The 21,170-nt window shown below is 59.2% G+C and carries 20 protein-coding genes; 15 read left to right on the plus strand and 5 right to left on the minus strand.

All coding sequences use genetic code 11. The features are described 5' to 3' along the window. The first annotated feature begins 47 nt into the window (after positions 1–47). The 6 genes from BUQ90_RS02905 to BUQ90_RS02930 all read left to right on the plus strand — a co-directional run bounded on the left by BUQ90_RS02905 (position 48) and on the right by BUQ90_RS02930 (position 7,287). Entirely contained in the window at positions 48–950 is a 903-nt protein-coding gene (locus BUQ90_RS02905; protein WP_074203635.1) for a histone deacetylase family protein, read from the plus strand. A gap of 14 nt (positions 951–964) precedes the next feature. Next, the gene (locus tag BUQ90_RS02910) at positions 965–1,909 is read left to right on the plus strand and encodes an MBL fold metallo-hydrolase (RefSeq protein WP_074203636.1); all 945 of its coding nucleotides are present in this window, start codon (positions 965–967) and stop codon (positions 1,907–1,909) included. Positions 1,910–2,019: 110 nt separating this feature from the next. Continuing rightward, complete coding sequence (locus BUQ90_RS02915; protein ID WP_074203637.1) at positions 2,020–2,691, plus strand: crotonase/enoyl-CoA hydratase family protein; 672 nt, start codon at positions 2,020–2,022, stop codon at positions 2,689–2,691. A gap of 66 nt (positions 2,692–2,757) precedes the next feature. Continuing rightward, the gene (locus BUQ90_RS02920; protein WP_074203638.1) at positions 2,758–5,193 is read left to right on the plus strand and encodes a ligase-associated DNA damage response DEXH box helicase; all 2,436 of its coding nucleotides are present in this window, start codon (positions 2,758–2,760) and stop codon (positions 5,191–5,193) included. Between the two features lie 47 nt (positions 5,194–5,240). Next, positions 5,241–6,200 (plus strand): retroviral-like aspartic protease family protein, encoded by a 960-nt coding sequence (locus tag BUQ90_RS02925; protein WP_074203639.1) that lies wholly within the window; start codon positions 5,241–5,243, stop codon positions 6,198–6,200. Positions 6,201–6,306: 106 nt separating this feature from the next. Beyond that, positions 6,307–7,287, plus strand: coding sequence for a retroviral-like aspartic protease family protein (locus BUQ90_RS02930; protein WP_074204831.1), 981 nt, complete (start codon positions 6,307–6,309; stop codon positions 7,285–7,287). Positions 7,288–7,368: 81 nt separating this feature from the next. Here the strand turns inward: BUQ90_RS02930 and BUQ90_RS02935 are convergent, their stop codons facing one another. Genes BUQ90_RS02935 through trhO form a run of 3 tightly spaced genes read right to left on the minus strand, consistent with a single transcriptional unit; the run spans position 7,369 to position 9,401 of the window. Next, complete coding sequence (locus tag BUQ90_RS02935) at positions 7,369–7,692, minus strand: hypothetical protein (RefSeq protein ID WP_074203640.1); 324 nt, start codon at positions 7,690–7,692, stop codon at positions 7,369–7,371. 57 nt (positions 7,693–7,749) lie between these two features. After that, positions 7,750–8,388, minus strand: a complete 639-nt coding sequence (locus tag BUQ90_RS02940) for a glutathione S-transferase (RefSeq protein WP_074203641.1) — start codon at positions 8,386–8,388, stop codon at positions 7,750–7,752. Next, positions 8,385–9,401, minus strand: a complete 1,017-nt coding sequence (gene trhO / locus BUQ90_RS02945; RefSeq protein WP_074203642.1) for an oxygen-dependent tRNA uridine(34) hydroxylase TrhO — start codon at positions 9,399–9,401, stop codon at positions 8,385–8,387. The genes BUQ90_RS02940 and trhO overlap by 4 nt, the downstream gene beginning before the upstream one ends. A gap of 82 nt (positions 9,402–9,483) precedes the next feature. Here trhO and pdeM point away from each other — a divergent pair, with 82 nt between their 5' ends. The 5 genes from pdeM (at position 9,484) to BUQ90_RS02970 (ending at position 15,146) form a co-directional block, all read left to right on the plus strand. Continuing rightward, positions 9,484–10,206, plus strand: coding sequence for a ligase-associated DNA damage response endonuclease PdeM (gene pdeM / locus BUQ90_RS02950; RefSeq protein ID WP_084192614.1), 723 nt, complete (start codon positions 9,484–9,486; stop codon positions 10,204–10,206). Positions 10,207–10,222: 16 nt separating this feature from the next. Continuing rightward, entirely contained in the window at positions 10,223–11,365 is a 1,143-nt protein-coding gene (locus tag BUQ90_RS02955) for an 8-amino-7-oxononanoate synthase (RefSeq protein ID WP_074203644.1), read from the plus strand. Continuing rightward, positions 11,362–11,991: a dethiobiotin synthase gene (gene bioD / locus BUQ90_RS02960; protein ID WP_074203645.1), complete on the plus strand. Its 630-nt coding sequence runs from the start codon at positions 11,362–11,364 to the stop codon at positions 11,989–11,991. Before BUQ90_RS02955 ends, bioD begins: the two co-directional genes overlap by 4 nt. After that, positions 11,988–13,244, plus strand: coding sequence for an adenosylmethionine--8-amino-7-oxononanoate transaminase (locus BUQ90_RS02965; RefSeq protein ID WP_074203646.1), 1,257 nt, complete (start codon positions 11,988–11,990; stop codon positions 13,242–13,244). Before bioD ends, BUQ90_RS02965 begins: the two co-directional genes overlap by 4 nt. A gap of 66 nt (positions 13,245–13,310) precedes the next feature. After that, complete coding sequence (locus BUQ90_RS02970) at positions 13,311–15,146, plus strand: cation:proton antiporter (RefSeq protein ID WP_074203647.1); 1,836 nt, start codon at positions 13,311–13,313, stop codon at positions 15,144–15,146. Positions 15,147–15,150: 4 nt separating this feature from the next. On the opposite strand, the gene BUQ90_RS02975 is transcribed toward BUQ90_RS02970, so the two are convergent. After that, positions 15,151–15,834 carry a YggS family pyridoxal phosphate-dependent enzyme gene (locus tag BUQ90_RS02975; RefSeq protein WP_074203648.1) on the minus strand — a complete coding sequence of 228 codons (684 nt, stop codon included), beginning with the start codon at positions 15,832–15,834 and terminating at the stop codon, positions 15,151–15,153. A 44-nt stretch (positions 15,835–15,878) separates the two neighbouring features. Between BUQ90_RS02975 and BUQ90_RS02980 the strand changes: the two genes are divergently transcribed. After that, the gene (locus BUQ90_RS02980) at positions 15,879–16,448 is read left to right on the plus strand and encodes a thiamine phosphate synthase (RefSeq protein ID WP_074203649.1); all 570 of its coding nucleotides are present in this window, start codon (positions 15,879–15,881) and stop codon (positions 16,446–16,448) included. Positions 16,449–16,467: 19 nt separating this feature from the next. Here the strand turns inward: BUQ90_RS02980 and BUQ90_RS02985 are convergent, their stop codons facing one another. Continuing rightward, the gene (locus BUQ90_RS02985; protein WP_084192445.1) at positions 16,468–17,247 is read right to left on the minus strand and encodes a hypothetical protein; all 780 of its coding nucleotides are present in this window, start codon (positions 17,245–17,247) and stop codon (positions 16,468–16,470) included. Between the two features lie 342 nt (positions 17,248–17,589). On the opposite strand from BUQ90_RS02985, the gene BUQ90_RS02990 reads away from it, so the two are divergent. Genes BUQ90_RS02990 through lptE form a run of 3 tightly spaced genes read left to right on the plus strand, consistent with a single transcriptional unit; the run spans position 17,590 to position 21,154 of the window. Further along, complete coding sequence (locus BUQ90_RS02990; protein ID WP_074203650.1) at positions 17,590–18,042, plus strand: DUF3576 domain-containing protein; 453 nt, start codon at positions 17,590–17,592, stop codon at positions 18,040–18,042. A 59-nt stretch (positions 18,043–18,101) separates the two neighbouring features. Then, complete coding sequence (gene leuS, locus BUQ90_RS02995; RefSeq protein ID WP_074203651.1) at positions 18,102–20,648, plus strand: leucine--tRNA ligase; 2,547 nt, start codon at positions 18,102–18,104, stop codon at positions 20,646–20,648. Further along, positions 20,645–21,154, plus strand: coding sequence for an LPS assembly lipoprotein LptE (lptE, locus tag BUQ90_RS03000; RefSeq protein WP_074203652.1), 510 nt, complete (start codon positions 20,645–20,647; stop codon positions 21,152–21,154). The genes leuS and lptE overlap by 4 nt, the downstream gene beginning before the upstream one ends. Positions 21,155–21,170 lie beyond the last annotated feature (16 nt).

Below are 21,170 nucleotides of genomic sequence, written 5' to 3' on the forward strand. Positions count from 1 at the left end.
ACCGGGCTTTGACCGCCCCGACAGACCAATCTACTGTCGCATCCCTGATGCTCGAGATTGTCCACCATCCCGACTATGTCGCGCCGCCGCCATCGCGCGGCAGCTTTGCATTCGACAAATATTATCTGGTGATGGAAGCGGTGCGGGAGATCCTGCCTGATCACCGGATGCACCGGCCCAGGCCGATGGATCGCCAATGGCTGGAGGCGGTGCATGATCCCGATTATGTCGATGAAGTGCTGAACGCCGCAGTCCCGGCCGACAAGGAGCGGCGGATCGGATTTCCGGTTTCGGAGAAAATTGCGAGCCGTGTGCAATATACGTCCGGCGGAACCTGGCTGGCGGCACAGCTGGCTCGTGAACATGGTTATGCCGCCAACAGTGCCGGCGGCAGCCATCACGCGCTGGCCGATACCGGGGCCGGCTATTGTGTGTTCAACGATCTCGCAGTTACCGCCAATCGCCTGAGCGCGGAAGGCGATGCGCGCAGGATCCTGATCGTCGATCTTGATGTCCATCAGGGAGATGGCACGGCTTCGCTGCTGGCCGGGCGGGAAGACATCTTCACCCTGTCCGTGCACAGCGCCCGGAATTTCCCGGTGCGCAAGGCCCGGTCCAGCCTCGACATTGCGCTGGAAGACGGGACCGCTGACGAGGAATATCTCGGCATAGTGGACCGTACGCTCGACAAAGTGCTGTCGGATTTTGCCCCGGACATGCTGTTGTATCAGGCGGGCGTCGATCCGCATGCGGATGACCGGCTCGGGCGACTGGCGCTCAGCGACAATGGCCTCGAGCAACGGGATCGCATGGTGATCCGCAAGGCGCATGACCGCGATATTCCGGTCGCCAGCGCGCTGGGCGGCGGTTATGGTCAGGATCACAAGGCAGTTGCCATGCGCCATGCCCGGTCGATCATGGCGATGGCGGATGAAGCCCGGCGCGGTTGAAAGAGGAGTGGGAAATGCCTGACTATCCGTTTGAAAAAGGCCTTTATGAAACTGGCGACGGTCTCTTCGCCTATCTTCAGCCGGATGGCGGATGGGGCTGGTCCAATGCCGGTCTGATCACGGACTGTGGTCAATCCCTTCTGGTCGACACGCTGTTCGATGCGAGCCTGACCCGCGACATGCTGAATATCATGTCCGATGCTGCCGGTGTTGGTGCGGATGATATCGGCACCATCGTCAACACCCATGCCAATGGCGATCATTGCCACGGCAATGGCCTGTGCCGGCATGCCGAAGTCATCGCCTCCGAAGCCAGTGCCGCCGAAATGGCTGAACTTCCGGCCCCTGCCCTTGCGGCGATCATGGCCCAGGCCAAAGGACTTGGACCAACCGGACAATATCTGCTCGACATATTCGGCAGCTTTGATTTCACCGACGTCGCCGAGAAGCACCCGACCCAGACCTTCAGCGGCGAGTATAGTGTGCAGGTTGGCGACAAGCAGGTCGATCTGATCGAAGTCGGTCCGGCGCATACCGCCGGGGATGTGCTGGTCCATGTGGCTGGAGACCGGACGGTTTTCACCGGGGATATCCTGTTCATCGAAGGCACGCCGATCATGTGGGCCGGGCCGGTGGCCAACTGGATCGCGGCCTGCGACCGGATTATCGACCTGGAACCGAAGACGATTGTCCCCGGACATGGTCCGGTGACAGATGCCGCCGGTGTCCGCCGGGTGCAGGATTATCTGCATTTCATCGACCGGGAGGCGCGGCAACGATATGATGCCGGCCTGTCGGTCCGCGATGCCGCGCATGATATCCGTCTCGGGGACTTTTCAAGCTGGGGTGACAGTGAGCGGATCGCCGTCAATGTGTCGACGCTATACCGCGAATATGCCGGCGATACATCACCGCCGGACGTGACGGCGCTGTTCGGGCTGATGGCAGAATTGCGCTAGCGCCCCTGCCCCGTTCCGGACCGGTCGTCGCTATCATTATGACCGGTTGAACCGGAGGCGCAGATATTTCATTAACTGGTTGATTAAACATTTGGGGGAGGAACTATATCATGGCCATTTCGCTGGATTTTCATGAAAAAGTGGCGCAGATCACCTTTGACGATGGCAAGGCCAACGCGATCAATCCGGACTGGATGACCGAATTGACGGCTGCTCTGGATGAAGCGGAAGGCCGGGCTGGCGCCATCGTGCTGGCCGGACGCCACGGGATCTTTTCCGGTGGCTTTGATCTGAAATGGCTTGCGACCAACGGTCTGGAGAAATCCGGCGAATTGCTCGATCAGGCGAGCCGGCTGCTGGTCAGGATCTATGGCGGCCCGAAACCTGTGGTAGCAGCCTGCACCGGGCATGCCATCGCCATGGGCGCTTTCCTGCTGCTCGCCTGCGACACGCGGATAGCTGCGACCGGAGACTTTCGCTTCGGAGCCAATGAAACCGTCAACAACATGATCCTGCCGGCTTTTGGTATCGCCCTGCCCCGCGCGCGGCTTGACAATCGCCGCCTGGTATCGGCCATTATCCAGGCCGAATTGTTCGCACCGGAAGACGCGCTCGCGATCGGTTATGTGGACCGGCTGGTCGCACAGGAGGCGGTTGTGCCCATGGCGCTCGAAGCGGCGGCACGACTGGCTGCGTTGCCAGGAGCGGCCTATGCCGCCAACAAGCGCAAGCTGCATCAGGGCACCATTGACGAAATCGAAGCCGCTATCGGATCCTATTGAAGCGTCGCCGGTTTCCCGGACGGATTCATCTGTCGAACTATCCGGGAGTCTTGCTATATCCGGGCGATGAGCAGCAGCGCGCTTCCTTCCAAAATCACTGGCTGGTTTGAATCCCGCGGCTGGCAGGTCCGGCGGCATCAGCGCGAAATGCTGGAAGCCGCCCGCGCCGGAAACCATGCACTGCTGACCGCGCCCACCGGCGCCGGCAAGACATTGGCTGGATTTCTCCCCAGCCTGGTGGACCTCATCGAGACGCCCGACAGCACCGGCCTGCACACGCTGTATATTTCTCCGCTCAAGGCACTAGCGGTCGATGTCCAGCGCAATCTGCTGAAGCCCATTGCAGACATGGCCCTGCCGATCTCTGTGGAAACGCGCAGCGGAGATACGCCGGCCAACCGCAAAGCGCGGCAGCGCGTGAAACCGCCACAGATATTGCTGACCACACCGGAATCTCTCAATTTGCTGCTCAGCCAGGAAGACAGCTTCACGCTGTTTTCCGGACTGAAGCGAGTCATCATCGACGAAGTGCACGCCTTTGCCACCGGCAAGCGCGGCGATTTGCTGGCACTGTCCCTCGCCCGTTTGCGGCATATTGCACCGGACATGCGCCGGGCAGCCCTGTCCGCCACAGTGGCCGATCCCGATGACTATCGCGCATGGCTGGCGCCTTGGGGCGATATCGAATCGGTGACGCATGTTCTCGGGGACGAAGGCGCGCCCGCTGATATCGAAATCATGGTCCCGGAAGCGCCGGAAGGTGAAAGCATTCGCGTGCCCTGGTCGGGTCATGCCGGTGCCTATGCGATTCCCCAGGTGATGGAGCAGATCAAAGCCAACCGGATGACTTTGGTCTTCACCAATACGCGCTTTCTGGCGGAGCTCACGTTCCAGAAATTGTGGGACATCAACGAGGACGTTCTCCCGATCGGCATCCATCATGGCAGCCTGTCCCGCGAAGCGCGGCGCAAGATTGAACTGGCCATGGCCGAAGGCAAAATGCGGGCGCTGGTCTGTACGGCATCGCTCGACCTGGGAGTCGACTGGGGTGATATTGACTGTGTCATCCAAATGGGTGCGCCCAAGGGCTCGTCGCGGCTGCTTCAGCGGATCGGCCGTGCCAATCACCGGCTCGACCAGCCGTCGCGCGCTTTGCTGGTTCCTGGCAACCGTTTCGAATATCTCGAAGCGCAGGCGGCGCTGGACGCAGTCGAGGAAGGCCGGCGGGATGGCGAACCCTTTCGCGAAGGGGGGCTCGACGTCCTCGCGCAACATGTCATGTCCTGCGCCTGTGCCGCGCCGTTTCAGGAAGACGATTTGCTTGCCGAGCTGCAGTCCGCCCTGCCCTATAGCAAGCTCGACAAGCCGGCGTTCGAGCGTGTCCTCGGTTTCACCCGCGACGGGGGCTATGCGCTGCAGGCCTATGACAAGTTCAAGCGTTTGCGCCGCGATGCCGATGGTGTCTGGCATCTCGTTCATCCGCGCTTCGCAACCCAGCACCGGATGAATGCCGGGATCATTGTCGACGCCGCGATGATGACGGTCCGTTTCCGCAACGGCCGGACGCTGGGCAAGGTCGAAGAGAGCTTCGCCGCCATGCTGAGCGTCGGGGACACATTTTTCTTTGCCGGCATGAGCCTCGAGATGATCCGGATGGACACGGCCGATGTCATCGTCCGCGCTAGCAAGAAAGCGGCGATGATTCCGAGTTATATGGGTGCCCGCCTGCCTCTCACCACGCATCTGTCAGACCGGGTCCGCCATTTTCTCACCGACCGGCCCGGCTGGGCGCGTTTTCCGGACGATGTGCGCGAATGGCTGGAGATGCAGGACTATCGGTCGACCATGCCGGAGCCGGGGCAACTGCTGGTCGAAACTTTCCCGCACAAGCATCTCCATTATATGGTGACCTACAGTTTCGAGGGCTGGAACGCGCATCAGTCGCTTGGCATGCTGCTCACCCGGCGGATGGAAAGTCAGGGGCTCAAGCCTATCGGATTTGTCGCCAATGATTACAGTTTCGCCTGCTACAGCGTCGAACCGGTCACCGATCCCGCCAGCCTGTTCAGTTCCGACATACTGGAGGACGAGTTTCTGGACTGGGTCGCCGGGTCACATCTGCTGAAGCGCGCCTTTCGTGAGGTTGCGGTAATCAGCGGACTGGTCGACCGGCAGCACCCGGGCAAACGCAAAACCGGGAAACAGGTGACTTTCTCGACCGATTTGATTTTTGACGTGCTGCGCAAATATGAACCCGATCATCTGCTGATGGAGGCGGCCTGGGCGGACGCCCGGGCGCGAATGACCGATGTCGACCGGCTGGGCAAACTGCTCGACCGGGCGGCGGATTCCATGGTCCATGTCGATCTCGACCGGGTCAGCCCGCTGGCGGTACCGGTACTGGTGATGATCGGGCGGGAACATGTCGCGCAGGGCGCGACTGACGACGCCCTGCTGATCGAAGCCGAAGGACTGATCGAAGCAGCGATGCGCGGCGATTGATCGCAGGAAGTTTGTGCTGCCCGCCTGTTTTCGCTATTCTGCCTGCCATGTCCCCATTTGCATCACTTTTTCTGCTCCCCTTTGCCGCGGCGATGAGTGCAAACCCGCCGGCTCCGACCGGACCGCAACCAGAACCGGAGCCGGAAGCCATTCTGGCGGACAAGTTGCCGGACCAGTTTATTCGCCCGGATGCCGAACAGATCGCAATTGCCGAGGATTTCGTTGCGCGGATGACCGTGCCGGTCAATATCGAGGGCAGCGGCCCGTTCGAATTTATCATCGACACCGCCTCCCAGCGCACCATCCTTTCCAAGGAGATCGCCGGCAGCCTGACGCTGGAAATCGAGGATGTCGTCAATATCGTTGCCCTTGCCGGCACGACGACGGTGCAGACCGTATATGTCCCCGAACTGACACTGGGCTCGCGAAGTTATGGCGGGCTGATTTCTCCGACCTTCCGCTCCAACAATATCGGTGCAGACGGAGTTCTCGGCCTCGATAGCCTGCAGGGGCAGCGCATTCTGTTCGACTTTCTCGACCGCAAGATTTCGGTCGAAGATACCAGCGTCAAGCGCAAGTCGCGCTCGCGCCGGGAAATTGTTGTGACCGCGCGGCGGCGCTCGGGCCAGCTGATTTTCACCAATGCGACGATATCCGGCGTCAAGACCAGCGTCATCATCGATACCGGTGGCGAGCTGTCAATTGGCAACAAGGCATTGCAGCGCAAGCTCCGGATGCGGTCCTCGGCGCTGGAGAAAACGAGCCTGGTCGATGTCACGGGCCGGTCGGTATCTGCGGACTACGGCGTAGCCCGGGAATTACATATCGGTCGGGCGCGCTTCGGTGTCATTCCCATTGCCTTTGCCGACATCGCGCCATTTGAAGCGCTGAAACTGAAAAACAAGCCCGCGATGTTCCTCGGCATGGATGCGTTGCGCAAGTTTGACCGGGTTGCGATCGATTTTGCCAACCGGAAAATCTATTTTCTGCTGCCCAAGGGGGTCTGAGGCTCCCGTTCGTCGAAGCCCGTCAGCTGCTGATCAACGCGGATTTGGCTGTTCAACTGTTTTTCGGCTATGATCAACCGGCGAGAGTTATCGCAAAGGAGAGATGATGCCTGTTTCAATTGCTCTGGTTTTGCCCACCATGGTTGGATCTGCACTGGCCATGGCCTATCCGGTTCCAATCGGCCAGACCGCCGATCCCGGTTCGGACAAGCCGTCCACCGCGGAAACAGTGGCGATTGATCAGGATCGCGCGCGCAGGATGACCGTCCCGGTCAGCATCGAAGGCCAGGGACCGTTTTCCTTTGTCATCGATACCGGCGCGGAAAGAACGGTATTGTCGAGAAAGCTTGCAGAGAGCCTTGAGCTGGAGGCCGAGCCACAGGCCCGGCTGATGAGCATTGCGGGCAGCAGCACGGTGGACATGGTCTATGTCCCCACCCTCACCATGGGTTCGAAAAGCTATGGCGGACTGGTCTCCCCGGTCTTGCTGGAAGAGAATATCGGGGCCGAGGGCATGCTGGGTCTCGACAGCCTGCAGGATCAGCGCATCCTCTTTGATTTTGCCCGCAATGAACTGAATGTCGAAGATGCCTCCACGGCCAGAAAAAACCGGTCACGGCGCGAAATCGTGGTCACGGCAAAACGGCTTTCCGGCCAGCTGATCTTCACCGAAGCCTCGGTTTCCGGGGTTCGGGTCAATGTCATTGTCGATACCGGTGCGCAAGTGTCCATTGCCAATTCCACGCTGAAGAACCGCCTGCTGAAACGCGCCCGCGAATCCGGTGATGAAGAGATGCTGATTGCCGTAACCGGCGATATGGTGGGAGTCGAATTTGCCCGCGCCAGGGATTTTCGGATCGGGCGGGCTCGTTTCGCAAATCTGAATCTCGCCTTTGCCGATGCCCCGCCATTTGAACGCTTCGGTATGGCCGACAAGCCGGCCTTGCTGCTGGGCATGGACGTATTGCGGCGTTTCGACCGCGTGGCAATTGACTTTGCGAAGCGGAAAATCCACTTCCTGCCGCCGCGCAGCGCCGGAACCCGGGTCGAGCGCAACCGATATACCAATAGCCGGATTAAAAACTAGTCCGCCCGAAGCACCGGAACCGGCATTGAAACCGGCGACCAGCGGATAGCGGTCGCCGGCTATTTTGCGCGAATCAGGCTGTTATTCCGTCGGATCAGCCGTATCGCTGTCCTCCGCCATGCTGTCGGTTGTTTCTTCCGCATCCGCGTCGGATTCCATCGCACTGTCTGTTGTGGATTCACTCGCATCCATTTCATCCGTACCAGCGTCCGGCAGCGTCTCATCCGTTACGGCATTGCCATCGCTGTCCTGGACCACGCCATCCGGCATGGGTTCGGTCAGGACCGGCTCTTCCGGCATTTGTGTATCAGACAGCGGCTCTTCGGTTGCCTGATCCACGGCTTCTTCGGAACAGGCAGAAACGGCCAACAGAACGGGAAGGGCGGCAATTAGGGCGATTTTCATGATTCAGGTCTCCTGAATTTCAGTCACGTTACGTGCCCCCAAAATTCCCCTGAATATTCAGGGCCCGAAACGCGGCTCCTCGTCTCCGGTTTTCCACTGGGGATATTTTGCCATGATTGCGGCAAAAATATCCGAAGCCAAGTGTCCCTGAAGCCACGGAAGTAGGGCAGGGAGCTTTTGCGCGTCAAACCAGTTGCGGTCGGTATTGGCAAATTGACGGACGAACGGAAAAATTGCAAAATCTGCAAGTCCGGGGTTTTTGCCCAGTATCTGGCGGTTTTCCGCTATTCGGCCGTCCAGTTGCCGGAGAAATTGCAGGCCGCTTGCGCGATGTTCCAGCGGATCGACATTTTCATAGCGCGTCGGATATTTGTAGCGGTCCAGATGGTGTTTGAATTCCGTTTCGGTCTGTTCCGCAAGCTTCCTGGCGTCATCACGATGCTCCAGCCAGTCCTGCGGATCATTTTGCGCCAGAGCCCACAACATGATCTCTAAGCTTTCCTCCAGAACCTGACCATCTTCCAGTTGCAGCACGGGCACGGTCGCCTTGGGGGAGATTGCGATCATTTCTGGCGGTTTGTCGCGCAGGACCACCTCTCGCAAGCGCACCGCCTGGCCACTGACATGGAGCGCCATTCGTGCCCGCATCGCATATGGGCAGCGCCGAAAACTGTAGAGGACTGGCAGAGCCGTCATTTCCAGTTGATATCCTTGTCCCAGCCCGTGTCCGGCTCGAAGCCGCCCCCGGGGGTCTTGTCCAGCTTTTGCGCGAGATGCGCACGGCCTTCCTGCGCAGCCTTTTCAACCTGGCGTTGTCGCTCGCGATATCGCCGGCGCTGTTCTTCGGTCCGTGTCTCGTGACAATAGGGGCAGGATTCGCCGGGAACATATGTGTCAGACTGCCGGTCTTCTGGGCTGAGCGGCATTCGGCAGGCATGGCATTGGCCATAGTCGCTCTGCTTCAATCCGTGCCCCACGGCCACGCGTTGGTCGAACAGAAAACAGTCGCCTTCCCAGGAACTTTGCTCTTCCGGAATATTTTCGAGATATTTGAGAATGCCGCCCTTGAGATGGTGGACATCATCAAATCCCTGCGCTTTCACATAAGCGGTGGCCTTCTCACAGCGGATGCCACCGGTGCAGAACATGGCAATTCGCGGCGATTTGTCGGTTTGCTGACGGATCTCTTTGGCAAAATTATCAAACCAGGCCGGAAAATCGCGAAATGTCTCTGTTTCGGGATTAATTGCCCCCTCAAAGCTGCCAATCGCCACTTCATAGCCATTGCGGGTATCGATCACGACCGTATCCGGGTCGCTGATCATGGCATTCCAGTCCGCCGGATCGACATACTCCCCTTTGGCGCGCGCCGCATCAATGCCTTCCACGCCCATGCTGACGATTTCCTTTTTCAGCCGCACTTTCATGCGGAGAAACGGCATTTCGGCCGCGCTGGAATATTTGACTTCCAGACGGTCAAAGCCGGGCAGGGATCGCAGATAGGACATCACATCCGTGATAGCTTCGGCCGACCCCGCAATGGTCCCGTTCATACCTTCGCTGGCCAGCAGAATAGTGCCCTTCAGGCCCAGTGCCTCGCATCGTTCGAGAATCGGCGCCTGGAGCATCGCCGGATCGTCAACCACGGCAAAGTGATAGAGCGCGGCCACGCGGATTTCGTCGCCGGAAACGGATGGTGCTTCGGTCATGTCGCCGCATATAGGTGCACTCGCCCGAATTATCCAACCCTTCGGGCTTGCGCCGGAAGATCGATCATCGCATATCAGGGCCATGGTTCCCCTTTCGTTCGCAAATCACAAATTTGAGGTGGTTGCCCCCGCCGCTCTGTTCTGGCCGCAATATGAAGCGCTGCTGGTGGCGGATCTGCATCTGGAAAAGGCAAGCTTTTATGCGCGCCAGGGGCAGATGCTCCCGCCATATGACAGCCGTGCGACACTGGATGAACTGGCCGGGCTGGTCCGGCAGACGGCCGCACGCCGGGTCTTCTGCCTGGGTGACAATTATCATGATGATGCCGGGGAGGCCCGACTGGAAGGTGGCGCCGCTGCACTTCTGCGAGACCTGACCAACCGGCTCGAATGGATATGGATCAGCGGCAACCATGACCGCGACGTGACGGGCCTTTGGGGCGGGAAAGTGATGCCGGAATGGACGGGAAGCGGAATCAGTCTCCGCCATGAAGCCACGGCGGAGCCGCGATCGCCGGAGATATCCGGGCATTATCATCCGAAATTCCGGGTGCAGACAAGAGGCCGCCATGTGTCGCGACGCTGCTTCGTGCGAACGTCGCAGCATCTGATCATGCCGGCCTTCGGGTCGCTGACCGGCGGTCTGGATGCGGCAAGCGAAGTGCTTGAGGATGCGGTCGGGGGTCCAGCCGAAGCCCTGATTCACGTGCACGGCAAGCTGCTTTCATTCCCGCTGGGATTTGCAGCGCGCCCGGCGATTACAACCGACCAGCCGCAACTGCCTCTGGCATTGGTGCGCGACTGACTGCTAACAGCAATCCATGCCGCGAATCACGCCCTATGAAAATCAGCTGGAAGCGCTCGCACAGGCGGGAAGACGCCGGTCTCTGATCATTCCCGAGGGCCGGGACTTTTCTTCGAACGACTATCTTGGTCTGGCGCGCAGCACATTTCTGCGCGAGGCTGCGAAAGAGGCCCTGGACGGTGGCATGGCGCACGGATCGGGCGGCTCGCGACTGCTTGGCGGCAATCATCCGGAACATGAGTCACTCGAAACCTATGCCGCGGCGCATTATGATGCTGATTCCGCGCTGTTTTTCAGCTCCGGATATACGGCCAATCTGGCTCTTTTCTCGACTGTGCCGCAGCAGGGCGATCTGGTGCTGTATGACAGCCTGGTTCACGCGAGCGCGCATGACGGCATGAAGCTGGGCCGCGCCGATACACAAATGTTTGCACATAATGACTGCAACGATCTTGAGAGCCGGATCCGGCAGTTTCGGGCGTCCGGCGGAACCGGCACAATCTGGGTCGCCACCGAAAGCCTGTTCAGCATGGACGGTGACACCGCCCCGCTGGCGGACCTGTTGCAACTGGCCGATCGTCATGACGCCATGCTCGTGATCGATGAAGCCCATGCCACGGGCGTGTTCGGCACGGGGGGCAGGGGCCTTTCGGCTGATCTGGGCCGGCGCGAAAATATTCTCTCGCTGCGGACCTGCGGCAAGGCGCTGGGTGTTGAAGGCGGCCTGATCACCATGCCGGTGCTGTTGCGGGATTTCTTTGTGAACCGGGCACGGGCCTTCATTTTCTCGACCGCTCCGAGTCCGCTGACCGCGCATCTGGTCGAGCGGGCGATTCGCCATGTGGACGAGACACCCGTGTTGCAGCAGCAGCTGCATGCACATATCGCCCTGACCAGAGAGCTCCTGTCCGGACATGCTGCGGCCAGTGGGACCGGCAGCCAGATATTTCCGGTGATCCTGGGAGACGACCGGAAAGCTGTCGCGATAGCCAGCCAGTTGCAGCAGCAGGGCTTTGACGTCCGTGCCATTCGCCCGCCAACGGTCCCGGCCGGGACCGCCCGATTGCGAATCTCCCTGACCCTGAATGTCAGTGAACAGGATATTCAGGATCTGGCCGAAGCGCTGGAACACGCTTTGCAATTGGAGGAAGCCGCATGAACAGACAGTGGGTCGTCACCGGGACCGATACCGATATCGGCAAGACCGTCTTTGCGGCCGCTTTGACCGGCGCCCTGCAAGCCAGTTACTGGAAGCCGGTGCAAGCCGGGCTGGAAGACGGAACCGATAGTGAGACCATATTGCGGTTGTCCGGTTTGCCGGCAAAGCATGTTTTGCCGGAGGCCTATCGCCTGAAAATCCCGGCTTCGCCCCATTATTCGGCAGCACAGGAAGGCCTCAGGATTTCCGCGGACGATCTGCAAGTGCCTGAATCCAGCCGGCCGCTGGTGATCGAGGGCGCGGGCGGGGCGCTGGTCCCGATCAATGAAAACTTCCTCTACGCTGACCTGTTTGCACGCTGGAAAATCCCGGCGATCATCGTGGCATCAACGCGCCTTGGAACCATCAACCACAGTCTGCTGACCATCGAGGCCCTGCGCGCCCGTGCCGTCCCGATTCTCGGCATGGCCTTTGTCGGTGAGGCCGTGCCCGATAGCCAGAATACCATCTGTGCGATCGGCAAGGTGCCGGAACTGGGGCGCCTTCCGATGCTTTCTGACCTCTCGGCGAGTGCGCTGGCTACCGCATTTGCAGAACATTTTGACCTGGAGCGATTTGCGGCATGACAACGCGAATCTGGCATCCTTTCACCCAGCACGGACTGGGCGAGCCGATTCCCGAGATCGCCCGTGCCGAGGGGGCCGTTCTTTACAAAACCGACGGTACGCCGATTATCGACGCCATTTCGAGCTGGTGGGTCCAGACACACGGCCATTGCCATCCGGATATTGTCGCCGCGATTCAGGCGCAAAGTGCTGAGCTGGACCAGATGATCTTTGCCGGCTGGACCCATGGTCCGGCGCAGCATCTGGCGGAAGGGCTTGGCGAATTCCTGCCGGATTCGCTCGACCATATTTTCTTTTCGGACAGCGGATCGACGGCCGTTGAAGTCGCGCTCAAAATGGCGCTGGGATTCTGGCACAATCAGAATATCGCCCGCCGGCGGATTCTGGTGATGGAACATAGTTATCATGGCGACACTATCGGCGCGATGTCGATCGGCGCCCGCGGAGTGTTCAACCAGGCTTATGCTCCGCTGCTTTTCGACGTCGGTACGATCCCCTTCCCCGAAGCCAGCAAGGAAGAGGATATGGCTGCTGCGCTTCGGGCTTTTTGCCAGGACAGCGACAACCCGCCCGCTGCGCTGATAGTGGAACCGCTGGTGCTCGGGGCAGGGGGCATGAAAATCTACTCTCCCGAATTGCTGCGCCAGCTTCATGACATTTGTTACGAGCATGACGTGCTGTTCATTGCCGATGAAGTCATGACCGGATGGGGCCGGACGGGCACAGTCTTCGCGTGCGAACAAGCGGGAATCAGCCCAGACATCCTGTGCATGGCCAAGGGACTGACCGGCGGGGTGATCCCGCTGGCTGTGACCGCCGCTACAAAGCCGATTTACGATGCCCATTATTCGCAAGACCGTTCTAAAATGTTCTTTCATTCCAGCAGCTTCACCGCCAATCCCGTTGCCTGTGCCGCGGCCGGTGCCAACCTCAAGATCTGGCGGGAAGAGCCTGTGCAAGAGCGAATCGATGCCATCATCGCCCGGCATGAAGCCTTTGCCGCGAGATTGCACAACCGGTCCAATATCTCTGCGGTCCGGCAATGCGGCACCATTTTGGCGTTCGAGATTGATGACAGTTCCGGCGATTACATGTCGAGCCTTGGCCCCGAGCTGCTGCGCTTTTTCCGGGAACGCAATGTGCTTCTCCGGCCGCTTGGAAATACCGTCTATGTGATGCCGCCATATTGTATTCGCCCGGAGGAACTGGATCAGGTCTATTCCGTTATTGAAGAGGCGATAGACCATTTTTGATTATTCCGCCGTGTTGAGCGGATTATCGACTTTGCATAACACCAGAAAAACTTGCATGGGTCGGGAATGGAAATAGTAGATTCACTCATGGTCAAGATCGCGCTGATCGGCCTGCTCGGCATCGGCGCGCAATGGGTAGCCTGGCGCACCGGCCGGCCGGCCATCGCACTGATGCTGATTGTCGGGATTATCGCCGGACCGGTATTGGGAATTATCGATCCCGAGCGCGACTTTGGTGCACTGCAGGAGCCCATCATCAAGCTAGCGGTGGCGGTGATCCTGTTCGAAGGCGGCTTAAGTCTCAATTTCCGCGAACTGCGCCAGGCAGGTGGTGCCGTGACAATGATGGTCCTGATCGCCGGACCGATTGCCTGGATTCTTGGAACCGCGGCCGCGCATTATGGTGCCGGTCTGTCCTGGGAAATTTCGGCGCTGCTTGGCGGGATCATGATTGTGACCGGTCCGACCGTGATCGGCCCGATGCTGCGGACGCTCCGGGTGCCCGCCCGGGTTCGCAATATCCTGAAATGGGAAGGCATTGTGAACGACCCGATCGGCGCGCTGCTGGCAGTCGGTATCTACGCCTACATCACCTATGAAGGTCCGGATGCGAATATTGCCGTGATCAGCATGGATGTGCTGGCGGCCAGCTTCATCGCCGGCCTGCTGGGCGCCGCACTGGGGTTTGCCATAACCTGGCTGTTCCCGCGAGGCCATGTTCCGGAATACCTGAAAGCGCCATTCCTGCTAATCACGGTCATTGCAGGCTTTGTCATTGCCGATCTGATCAAGCATGAAACCGGACTTATCACGGTAACCGTCATGGGCGTGGTCATGGCCAACCGGCATATCTATTCCAGCCAGGCCCTGCACCGGTTCAAGGAAGACCTGGCGGTTCTGCTGATTTCAGGAGTCTTCATCATTTTGTCCGCTACACTGGACTGGGAAACGGTCCAGCAGTTCCAGTTCCGTTTCATTGTCTTCCTGATTTTGCTGCTGTTTCTGGTGCGGCCGATTTCGGTTCTGGTCGCGTTGCTGTTTACATCGGTGCCTTGGCGCGAACGACTGTTCATCGCCTGGATCGCGCCGCGCGGGATTGTGGCGGTGGCGATTACCGGCCTGTTTGCCCTGCGACTGACGGAATATGGCATGCCCGGAGCAGAGGCGCTTGTGCCGCTCAGTTTCGCGGTCGTGATCGCAACCATTTTTGCCCATGGCTTTTCCGCGGCCTGGGTCGCCGAAAAGCTGGGCATTGCCGAAGGCAAGGGCGAAGGCGTGTTGATCGTCGGCGCCACCCGCTGGTCCGTGGCACTCGGCAAGCTGCTCAAGAAAATGGATGTCGACGTGATGATCGCGGATACCAGCCGCTTCGCGTTGCGACGGGCCAAACAGGAAGAATTGCGTATTCATCAGGGCGACATTCTCGACGAGGCCCATAATGACAATGTCGACCTTGGTGAGTTTCAGCATCTGATCGTGGCGACCGATGATGACAGCCACAATCAGTTGATCACCGCTGACCTCGGTCCGGAAATGGGCTTTGACCAGATCACCCGTCTGTCCAATGACAGCCGCGGCAAGAGCAAGGTTGGCTATGGACGGATTCTGTTTGAGTCCGGTGCCGATTTTACCAGCCTGCTCGATCGTGAGCGCGCCGGATGGCGATTTAGCAAAACCAATATTACGCCCGTATTTTCCGAAGAGGAATATCGTCGCAATCTTGGCGAAGGCGAAGAACCGCTGGCTGTGCTGAAAGAAGACGGGCGGCTGCTGTTCTTTGCCACCGAGGCCCGTCCAGTGATCGAAACAGGTGACGTGGTGATCAGCTTCGTTGCCCCGGACACCCCGGAAGAGCGCAAGGCCGAACGCGAAGCCAAAGACCTCGAAAAAGGACTGGAATAAATGTTCAGGCTGTGGCGTCGCGGGGGCCAAACAGAGCGGTGCCAACCCGGATGTGGGTGGCGCCCAGTTTGATCGCGGTTTCGAAGTCCCCCGACATGCCCATGCTGAGGCCGGACAGCTCATGGTCCGCCGCCAGTTTCGCCAATAATGCGAAATAGGGTGCCGCATTGACGCCGGACGGGGGGACACACATCAATCCGCAAATCGGTATTCCGGCATCGCGCGCGGCGGCAATCAGGTCACCGGTCTCGGCAATTGCACATCCACCTTTTTGTGATTCTTCGCCAATGTTCACCTGCACGAAGCAGGGAATGTCCCGATCCTGTTTTTGCATCGCCTTCCCGAGCGCCCGGACGAGGGACATGCGATCGAGAGAATGGATCACATCAAAAAGTGCCACGGCATCATCAGCCTTGTTGGATTGCAGCTGACCGACAAGATGCAGGGAGACATCCGGATAGTCGGCGCGCAGTTCCGGCCATTTGGCTGCCGCTTCCTGGACTCGGTTTTCTCCGAAAACACGGTGCCCCCGCTCCAGCAAGACCCGGATTTCAGATGCGCTGCGAGTCTTGGAAATGGCCACAAGTTCGATATCCGATGCCGATCGTTCTGCGATCGCCGCTGCCTTGGCAATATGCGTGGTAATGTCGTCGAGCGCGGAATCTCTTTTGTCAGTTTCTGCCATCATTTTTCCCGGTTGGTTGTGGCCGGGCTATATGGCAGGAGGCGGGAATGCGCCACCCCCCGACACCGTCAATCCTGTCGTCCGAATCCTTGCCGCGAACCTGGCTGATGACCGATGCCCGCAATGATCAATGCCTGGAATCCGTCATCTTCAGGCTGCCTGCTGGGTCAGGGATCATATTCCGCCACTATCATCTGGGCAACAACGCGCGGCGGGAACGGTTCATGACCATTCGCCGGCTGGCCAGAAAGAAACGGCATTTGCTGCTGCTGGCGGACCGGGCCGGGCGCGCGCGGCGCTGGGGCGCAGACGGGATTCACGGGCGCCAATGGCTATCCGCCAGAAACAGCGATCTGATCCAGAGTGCGCCTGTCCATAACCGCCAGGAAATCACCGACGCCAAGCGGAACCAGGCAGATCTGTTCTTTCTGTCTCCGGTTTTCCCGACACGCTCCCATCCTGCAGCGGCCGGTCTGCCAAACGTGCAAACCCGAAAACTCGCCGCTCTCTGTAACGGTCCGGTCATCCTCCTCGGAGGAATGTCGGCGGCCAGATTCCGGCACATGCGCCACGTTGGCGCGCACGGATGGGCGGCAATTGATTCGTTGATGCGTTAAATAGCGACCGGATTGCCGATCAGAAGCGGAACTGGGTTCCAACATAGACGGCCTGGCTGTCCTGCCGGCTGTCTGTCAGGGGTGCCATGCGGTCGCGTTCATTATAGCGGACACCAGCAGTCACTGCGAGGTTGCGTGTCAGCGAATAACTGCCGCCAACGTCCAGCGAATAGTCTTTTTCACTCGCACTCAGCGCGCGCGGTGCGGCATCAACCGGTGTGTTGGCATCCAGCGACATGCGCGGACTGAACCGGCTGCGCTTGCCATTCTTGCCCTTGTCTTCTGTTGGATCGCCAATGCCGATTTCCGAAAGATCGGGCAGATTGTCACCCAGCTTTTTCACCGGGATAGCGAAGCTCTTCAGGCCTTTGGCAGAGCCGAGGCTGTAGGATGTCGGTGTGATCTTGGTGGAAGCGAGAAGACCGGCACCAGGTTGCGCACTGGTGAGGTTTTCTCGAATGGAAACGGCTTCTGCCGTTTCCGGCTGCCTGACGACAACCGTGACTGCACGGTCACGCGCCTTTGCCGCGCCGGCCGGTGTAAATTTGAATTTCGTGTTGCCCTTGAGCGCTTTCAGCTTGAACTGTGCCGCAAGCTTGGGATCAGCACCGGCCGTTGTGAATGAACCAATCGAGCCGAGGGATCTCAGCGAAACGCCTTCGCTATTGTCAGCAATCACACGCGCAATCGCCGGAGTCATGGCGAGACCGGACACAGCGAGTCCCGCTGCTAACCATCCCATATGACTGGCTTTTTTGGTCATGATGACGCCATAATCCCCTTGTTCGACTCTATCCATAGCAAAATATTGCCGATGACACGAGTCAACGGACTGGTTTCGTCCGATTTTTTCCACTTTGTCCCAATATGTTGCACATGGGATACGCTTTTGAACACAATTACTCCTTGGCTGGTGTTTAGATGGCCAAAGCTGAACATCAGCTGATCATCGGCAGGCTTTGCCGCATGGAGCCATTCAACTGCCGTTCACGGCCTTTTCGACAAGAGCGATTTGTTGCGCTTCTGCTTGCCCCTTGCGGCAAAGCAATTATAGAGGGCGCAGAGTATCAGAAGTTGTTCCGGACTTCCGTTGCGAAATCGCAATTCACCGGGCAATTCAGGAATATTGAGGAGTGTTTGCATGTCCCGTCTATCCGTATCCGTCCGCACCCTGCGTCCGGCACTTTCCGGCCTGATGGCAGTGACCCTCCTTTCGGCATGCGCCAGCAACGACCGGCCCGAGGCCGATCTCGCAGCTTCGCAGGTCACAACAATCGGCGTAAACAGCTATTTGTGGCGTGCGACGCTGGACAGCCTGTCGTTCATGCCGCTGACCCAGACCGACAGCAATGGCGGCGTGATTTTGACCGACTGGTATGTGAATCCGCAAAACCCATCCGAGCGGATGAAGCTCAACGTGTCGATTCTTGACCAGGATCTGCGCGCGGATGCGCTCCGGGTTGCGGCATCGCGGCAAGTGCGCAGCGGCAACGCCTGGGTTGATGCGCCGGTCCAGGCAGCCACCACCCAGAAACTGGAGCAGATCATCCTGACCAAGGCGCGTGACCTGCGCCGCGGTGCCATTACCAACTGACGGGACCAGCGGAACCGGGGCAGATAGCCTGACCGCCAGAATTTCCAGACAGGACGACTATGACCGATCAGCGATTCAATCCTTTATCGGCCGACAGCCGCTGGCAGAAGCGATGGGCCGAAACCCGCGTATTTGAAGCCGACGACAACAGCAGCCGGCCACGCAGTTACGTGCTGGAAATGTTTCCCTATCCATCGGGCCGGATCCATATCGGACATGTCCGCAATTACACCATGGGCGATGTTCTCGCCCGCTTCCGGCGGATGACCGGGCATGAAGTGTTGCATCCGATGGGATGGGACGCCTTTGGCATGCCGGCGGAAAATGCCGCCATCGAAAAGGGCGTGCACCCCTCCGGATGGACCCATGCCAATATCGACGCGATGAAGGCACAGCTCAAGCGGCTCGGCTTTGCACTCGACTGGTCACGGGAATTCGCCACCTGTGATGCGGAATATTATGGGCACGAACAGGCCCTGTTCCTCGACATGTTTGAGGGCGGACTGGTGTATCGCAAGGAAAGCGCCGTCAACTGGGACCCGGTCGACATGACCGTGCTCGCAAACGAGCAGGTGATTGACGGCAAGGGCTGGCGCAGCGGTGCCGAGGTCGAAAAACGCAAACTGTCGCAATGGTTCCTGAAGATCACGGATTTTGCCGACGAACTGATCGAAGGACTGGACGGACTGGACGGCTGGCCGGAAAAGGTCCGCATGATGCAGGAAAACTGGATCGGCCGGTCGCAAGGCCTGACATTCCGGTTCCAGCTGGATCAGCCGGTTGGTGAATTTGGCGATATCGAAGTCTTCTCAACCCGTCCTGACACGATTTTCGGCGCCAGTTTCTGTGCCATCGCCGCAGACCATCCGCTGGCCCTGGCATTGGCCGAAAATGACAAGGCGCTGGCGGAATTTGCCGATGACTGCCGCAAGACCGGTACTGCCGCCGCCGATATCGAGACCCAGGAGAAGAAGGGATATGATACCGGTCTGACCGTCACCCATCCGCTGGACCCTGAGTGGAAACTGCCGGTCTTTGTCGCCAATTTTGTGCTGATGGACTATGGATCGGGTGCAGTGTTCGGTGTGCCGGCACATGACCAGCGGGATCTCGATTTTGCCCGCAAATATGCGCTGCCCGTCACTCGGGTCGTTGCCGAATCTGGTCAGGATGATAGCCCGATTGCGGACGAAGCCTATACCGGCCCGGGTCAGATCATCAATTCGCGATTCCTCGACGGCATGGAAGTCGAGGCCGCCAAACAGGCGGTGATTGACCGGGCGGAGACCGAAGGCTGGGGCACGGGATCGACCGTTTATCGCCTGCGCGACTGGGGGGTTTCCCGGCAACGTTACTGGGGGACACCGATCCCGATCATTCATTGCGAAAGCTGCGGCGCGGTGCCGGTTCCGAAGGACCAGTTGCCGGTTGAGCTCCCCGAGGATGTCAGTTTTGACAAGCCCGGCAATCCGCTCGAGCGACACGCCAGCTGGAAGCATGTCGATTGTCCCAAATGTGGTGCCCAGGCGCTGCGTGAAACCGATACGCTCGATACGTTCATCAATTCCAGTTGGTATTTCCTGCGTTTTGCCAGCCAGCCGGAGGATCAGCCCTTTGACAAGGACGTGCTCGCCAAATGGCTGCCGGTTGCGCAATATATTGGCGGGATCGAACATGCGATCCTGCATCTGCTTTATGCCCGCTTCTGGACTCGCGCCCTCAAATCGCTGGGCAAGGTTGATGTGGCCGAGCCTTTTGCCTGTCTGTTCACCCAGGGCATGGTGACCCACGAAACCTATTCGCGTTCGCGAGGAAAGGGGAAGGGCGATACTTTCTACAATCCAGTCGAGGTAAAGCGTGATGGAGACAGCGCGATCTTGATTGCCGATGGTCAGCCGGTCGAGATTGGCCGCGTCATCAAAATGTCCAAAACAAAGAAAAATGTCGTCGATCCGGACGAGATTGTCGACCAATATGGCGCTGACGCGGTGCGCTTCTTCATGCTGTCCGATAGCCCTCCCGAACGCGACCTGCCCTGGTCCGAAGCCGGTATTGAGGGCAGCTGGCGTTTTGTGCAGCGCCTGTGGCGACTGTTCATTGCTGCGGCGAACAATGATCAGGCGCCGGACGAAGCCGACAAGGACCTGCAACGCAAGCTGCACCAGACCATTGCCGGCGTCGCCGAGGATATCGAGAATCTGTCCTTCAACAAAGCCGTGGCCAAGATCTTTGAGCTGGTCAACCAGATCGAGAAATCAGCGGATTCACAGGATCGCAACGAAGCGATCCGCACTCTGGCCCGGATCGCGGCCCCGATGGTCCCGCATCTCGCGGAAGAGGCCTGGGCCCTGTTCGAGCATGAGGACCTGATCGCCAACGCACCCTGGCCGGAGGTGGATGAAAGCCTGCTGGTCGAGGATGAGGTAACGATTGCGGTCCAGGTGCGGGGCAAGTTACGGGACACATTGGTGGCCGCAAAAGGCAGCGACCGGGAAACGCTTGAGCAACTTGCGCTTGCGTCCGAGAAAGTCCAGCGTACAGTTGACGGTGCGGAAATTCGAAAGGTCATCGTGGTGCCCGACCGACTGGTCAATATCGTTATATGAGGGAAGCGCTCTCCCGCCTGCTTGTGCTGGCCGGCAGCAGTTTTCTGCTCGCCTCCTGCGGCCTTCAGCCGCTTTATTCCGGCGGCACCAATGGCGTGGTCGCCAGCCAGTTGGGCAATGTGCAGGTCGAGCCGATTGCCGGCAAGGCCGGGTGGCTGATGCGCAATGCGCTCAATGATCAGCTGGGGACTTTTCAGGGCTCCGAGACCAAATATCGCCTGGTTATCGAGCTGGATGACAAGATTGCCGGCTTCGGCGTGCGCAGCAATGACCGGATCACCCGCGAACGCCGGACATTGCGGGCGCGCTATCAGCTGGTCCGGCTGTCGGATAGCGCTGTGGTCATTGATGCGACCGCAGGATCGGACGCCGGTATTGACGTCGTGTCATCCGAATTTGCGACCGTGGCGGCCGAGGACACGGCACTGGAAAACCTGACGACGCGCGTAGCAGACCAGATCGTCAAGCGACTGTCCCTGTTCGCACTCGAACAGGACGGATCATGACCGGCATGCGGATCGC

The sequence above is a fragment of the Parasphingorhabdus marina DSM 22363 genome (assembly GCF_900128895.1).
In the GTDB taxonomy this organism is placed as follows: domain Bacteria; phylum Pseudomonadota; class Alphaproteobacteria; order Sphingomonadales; family Sphingomonadaceae; genus Parasphingorhabdus; species Parasphingorhabdus marina.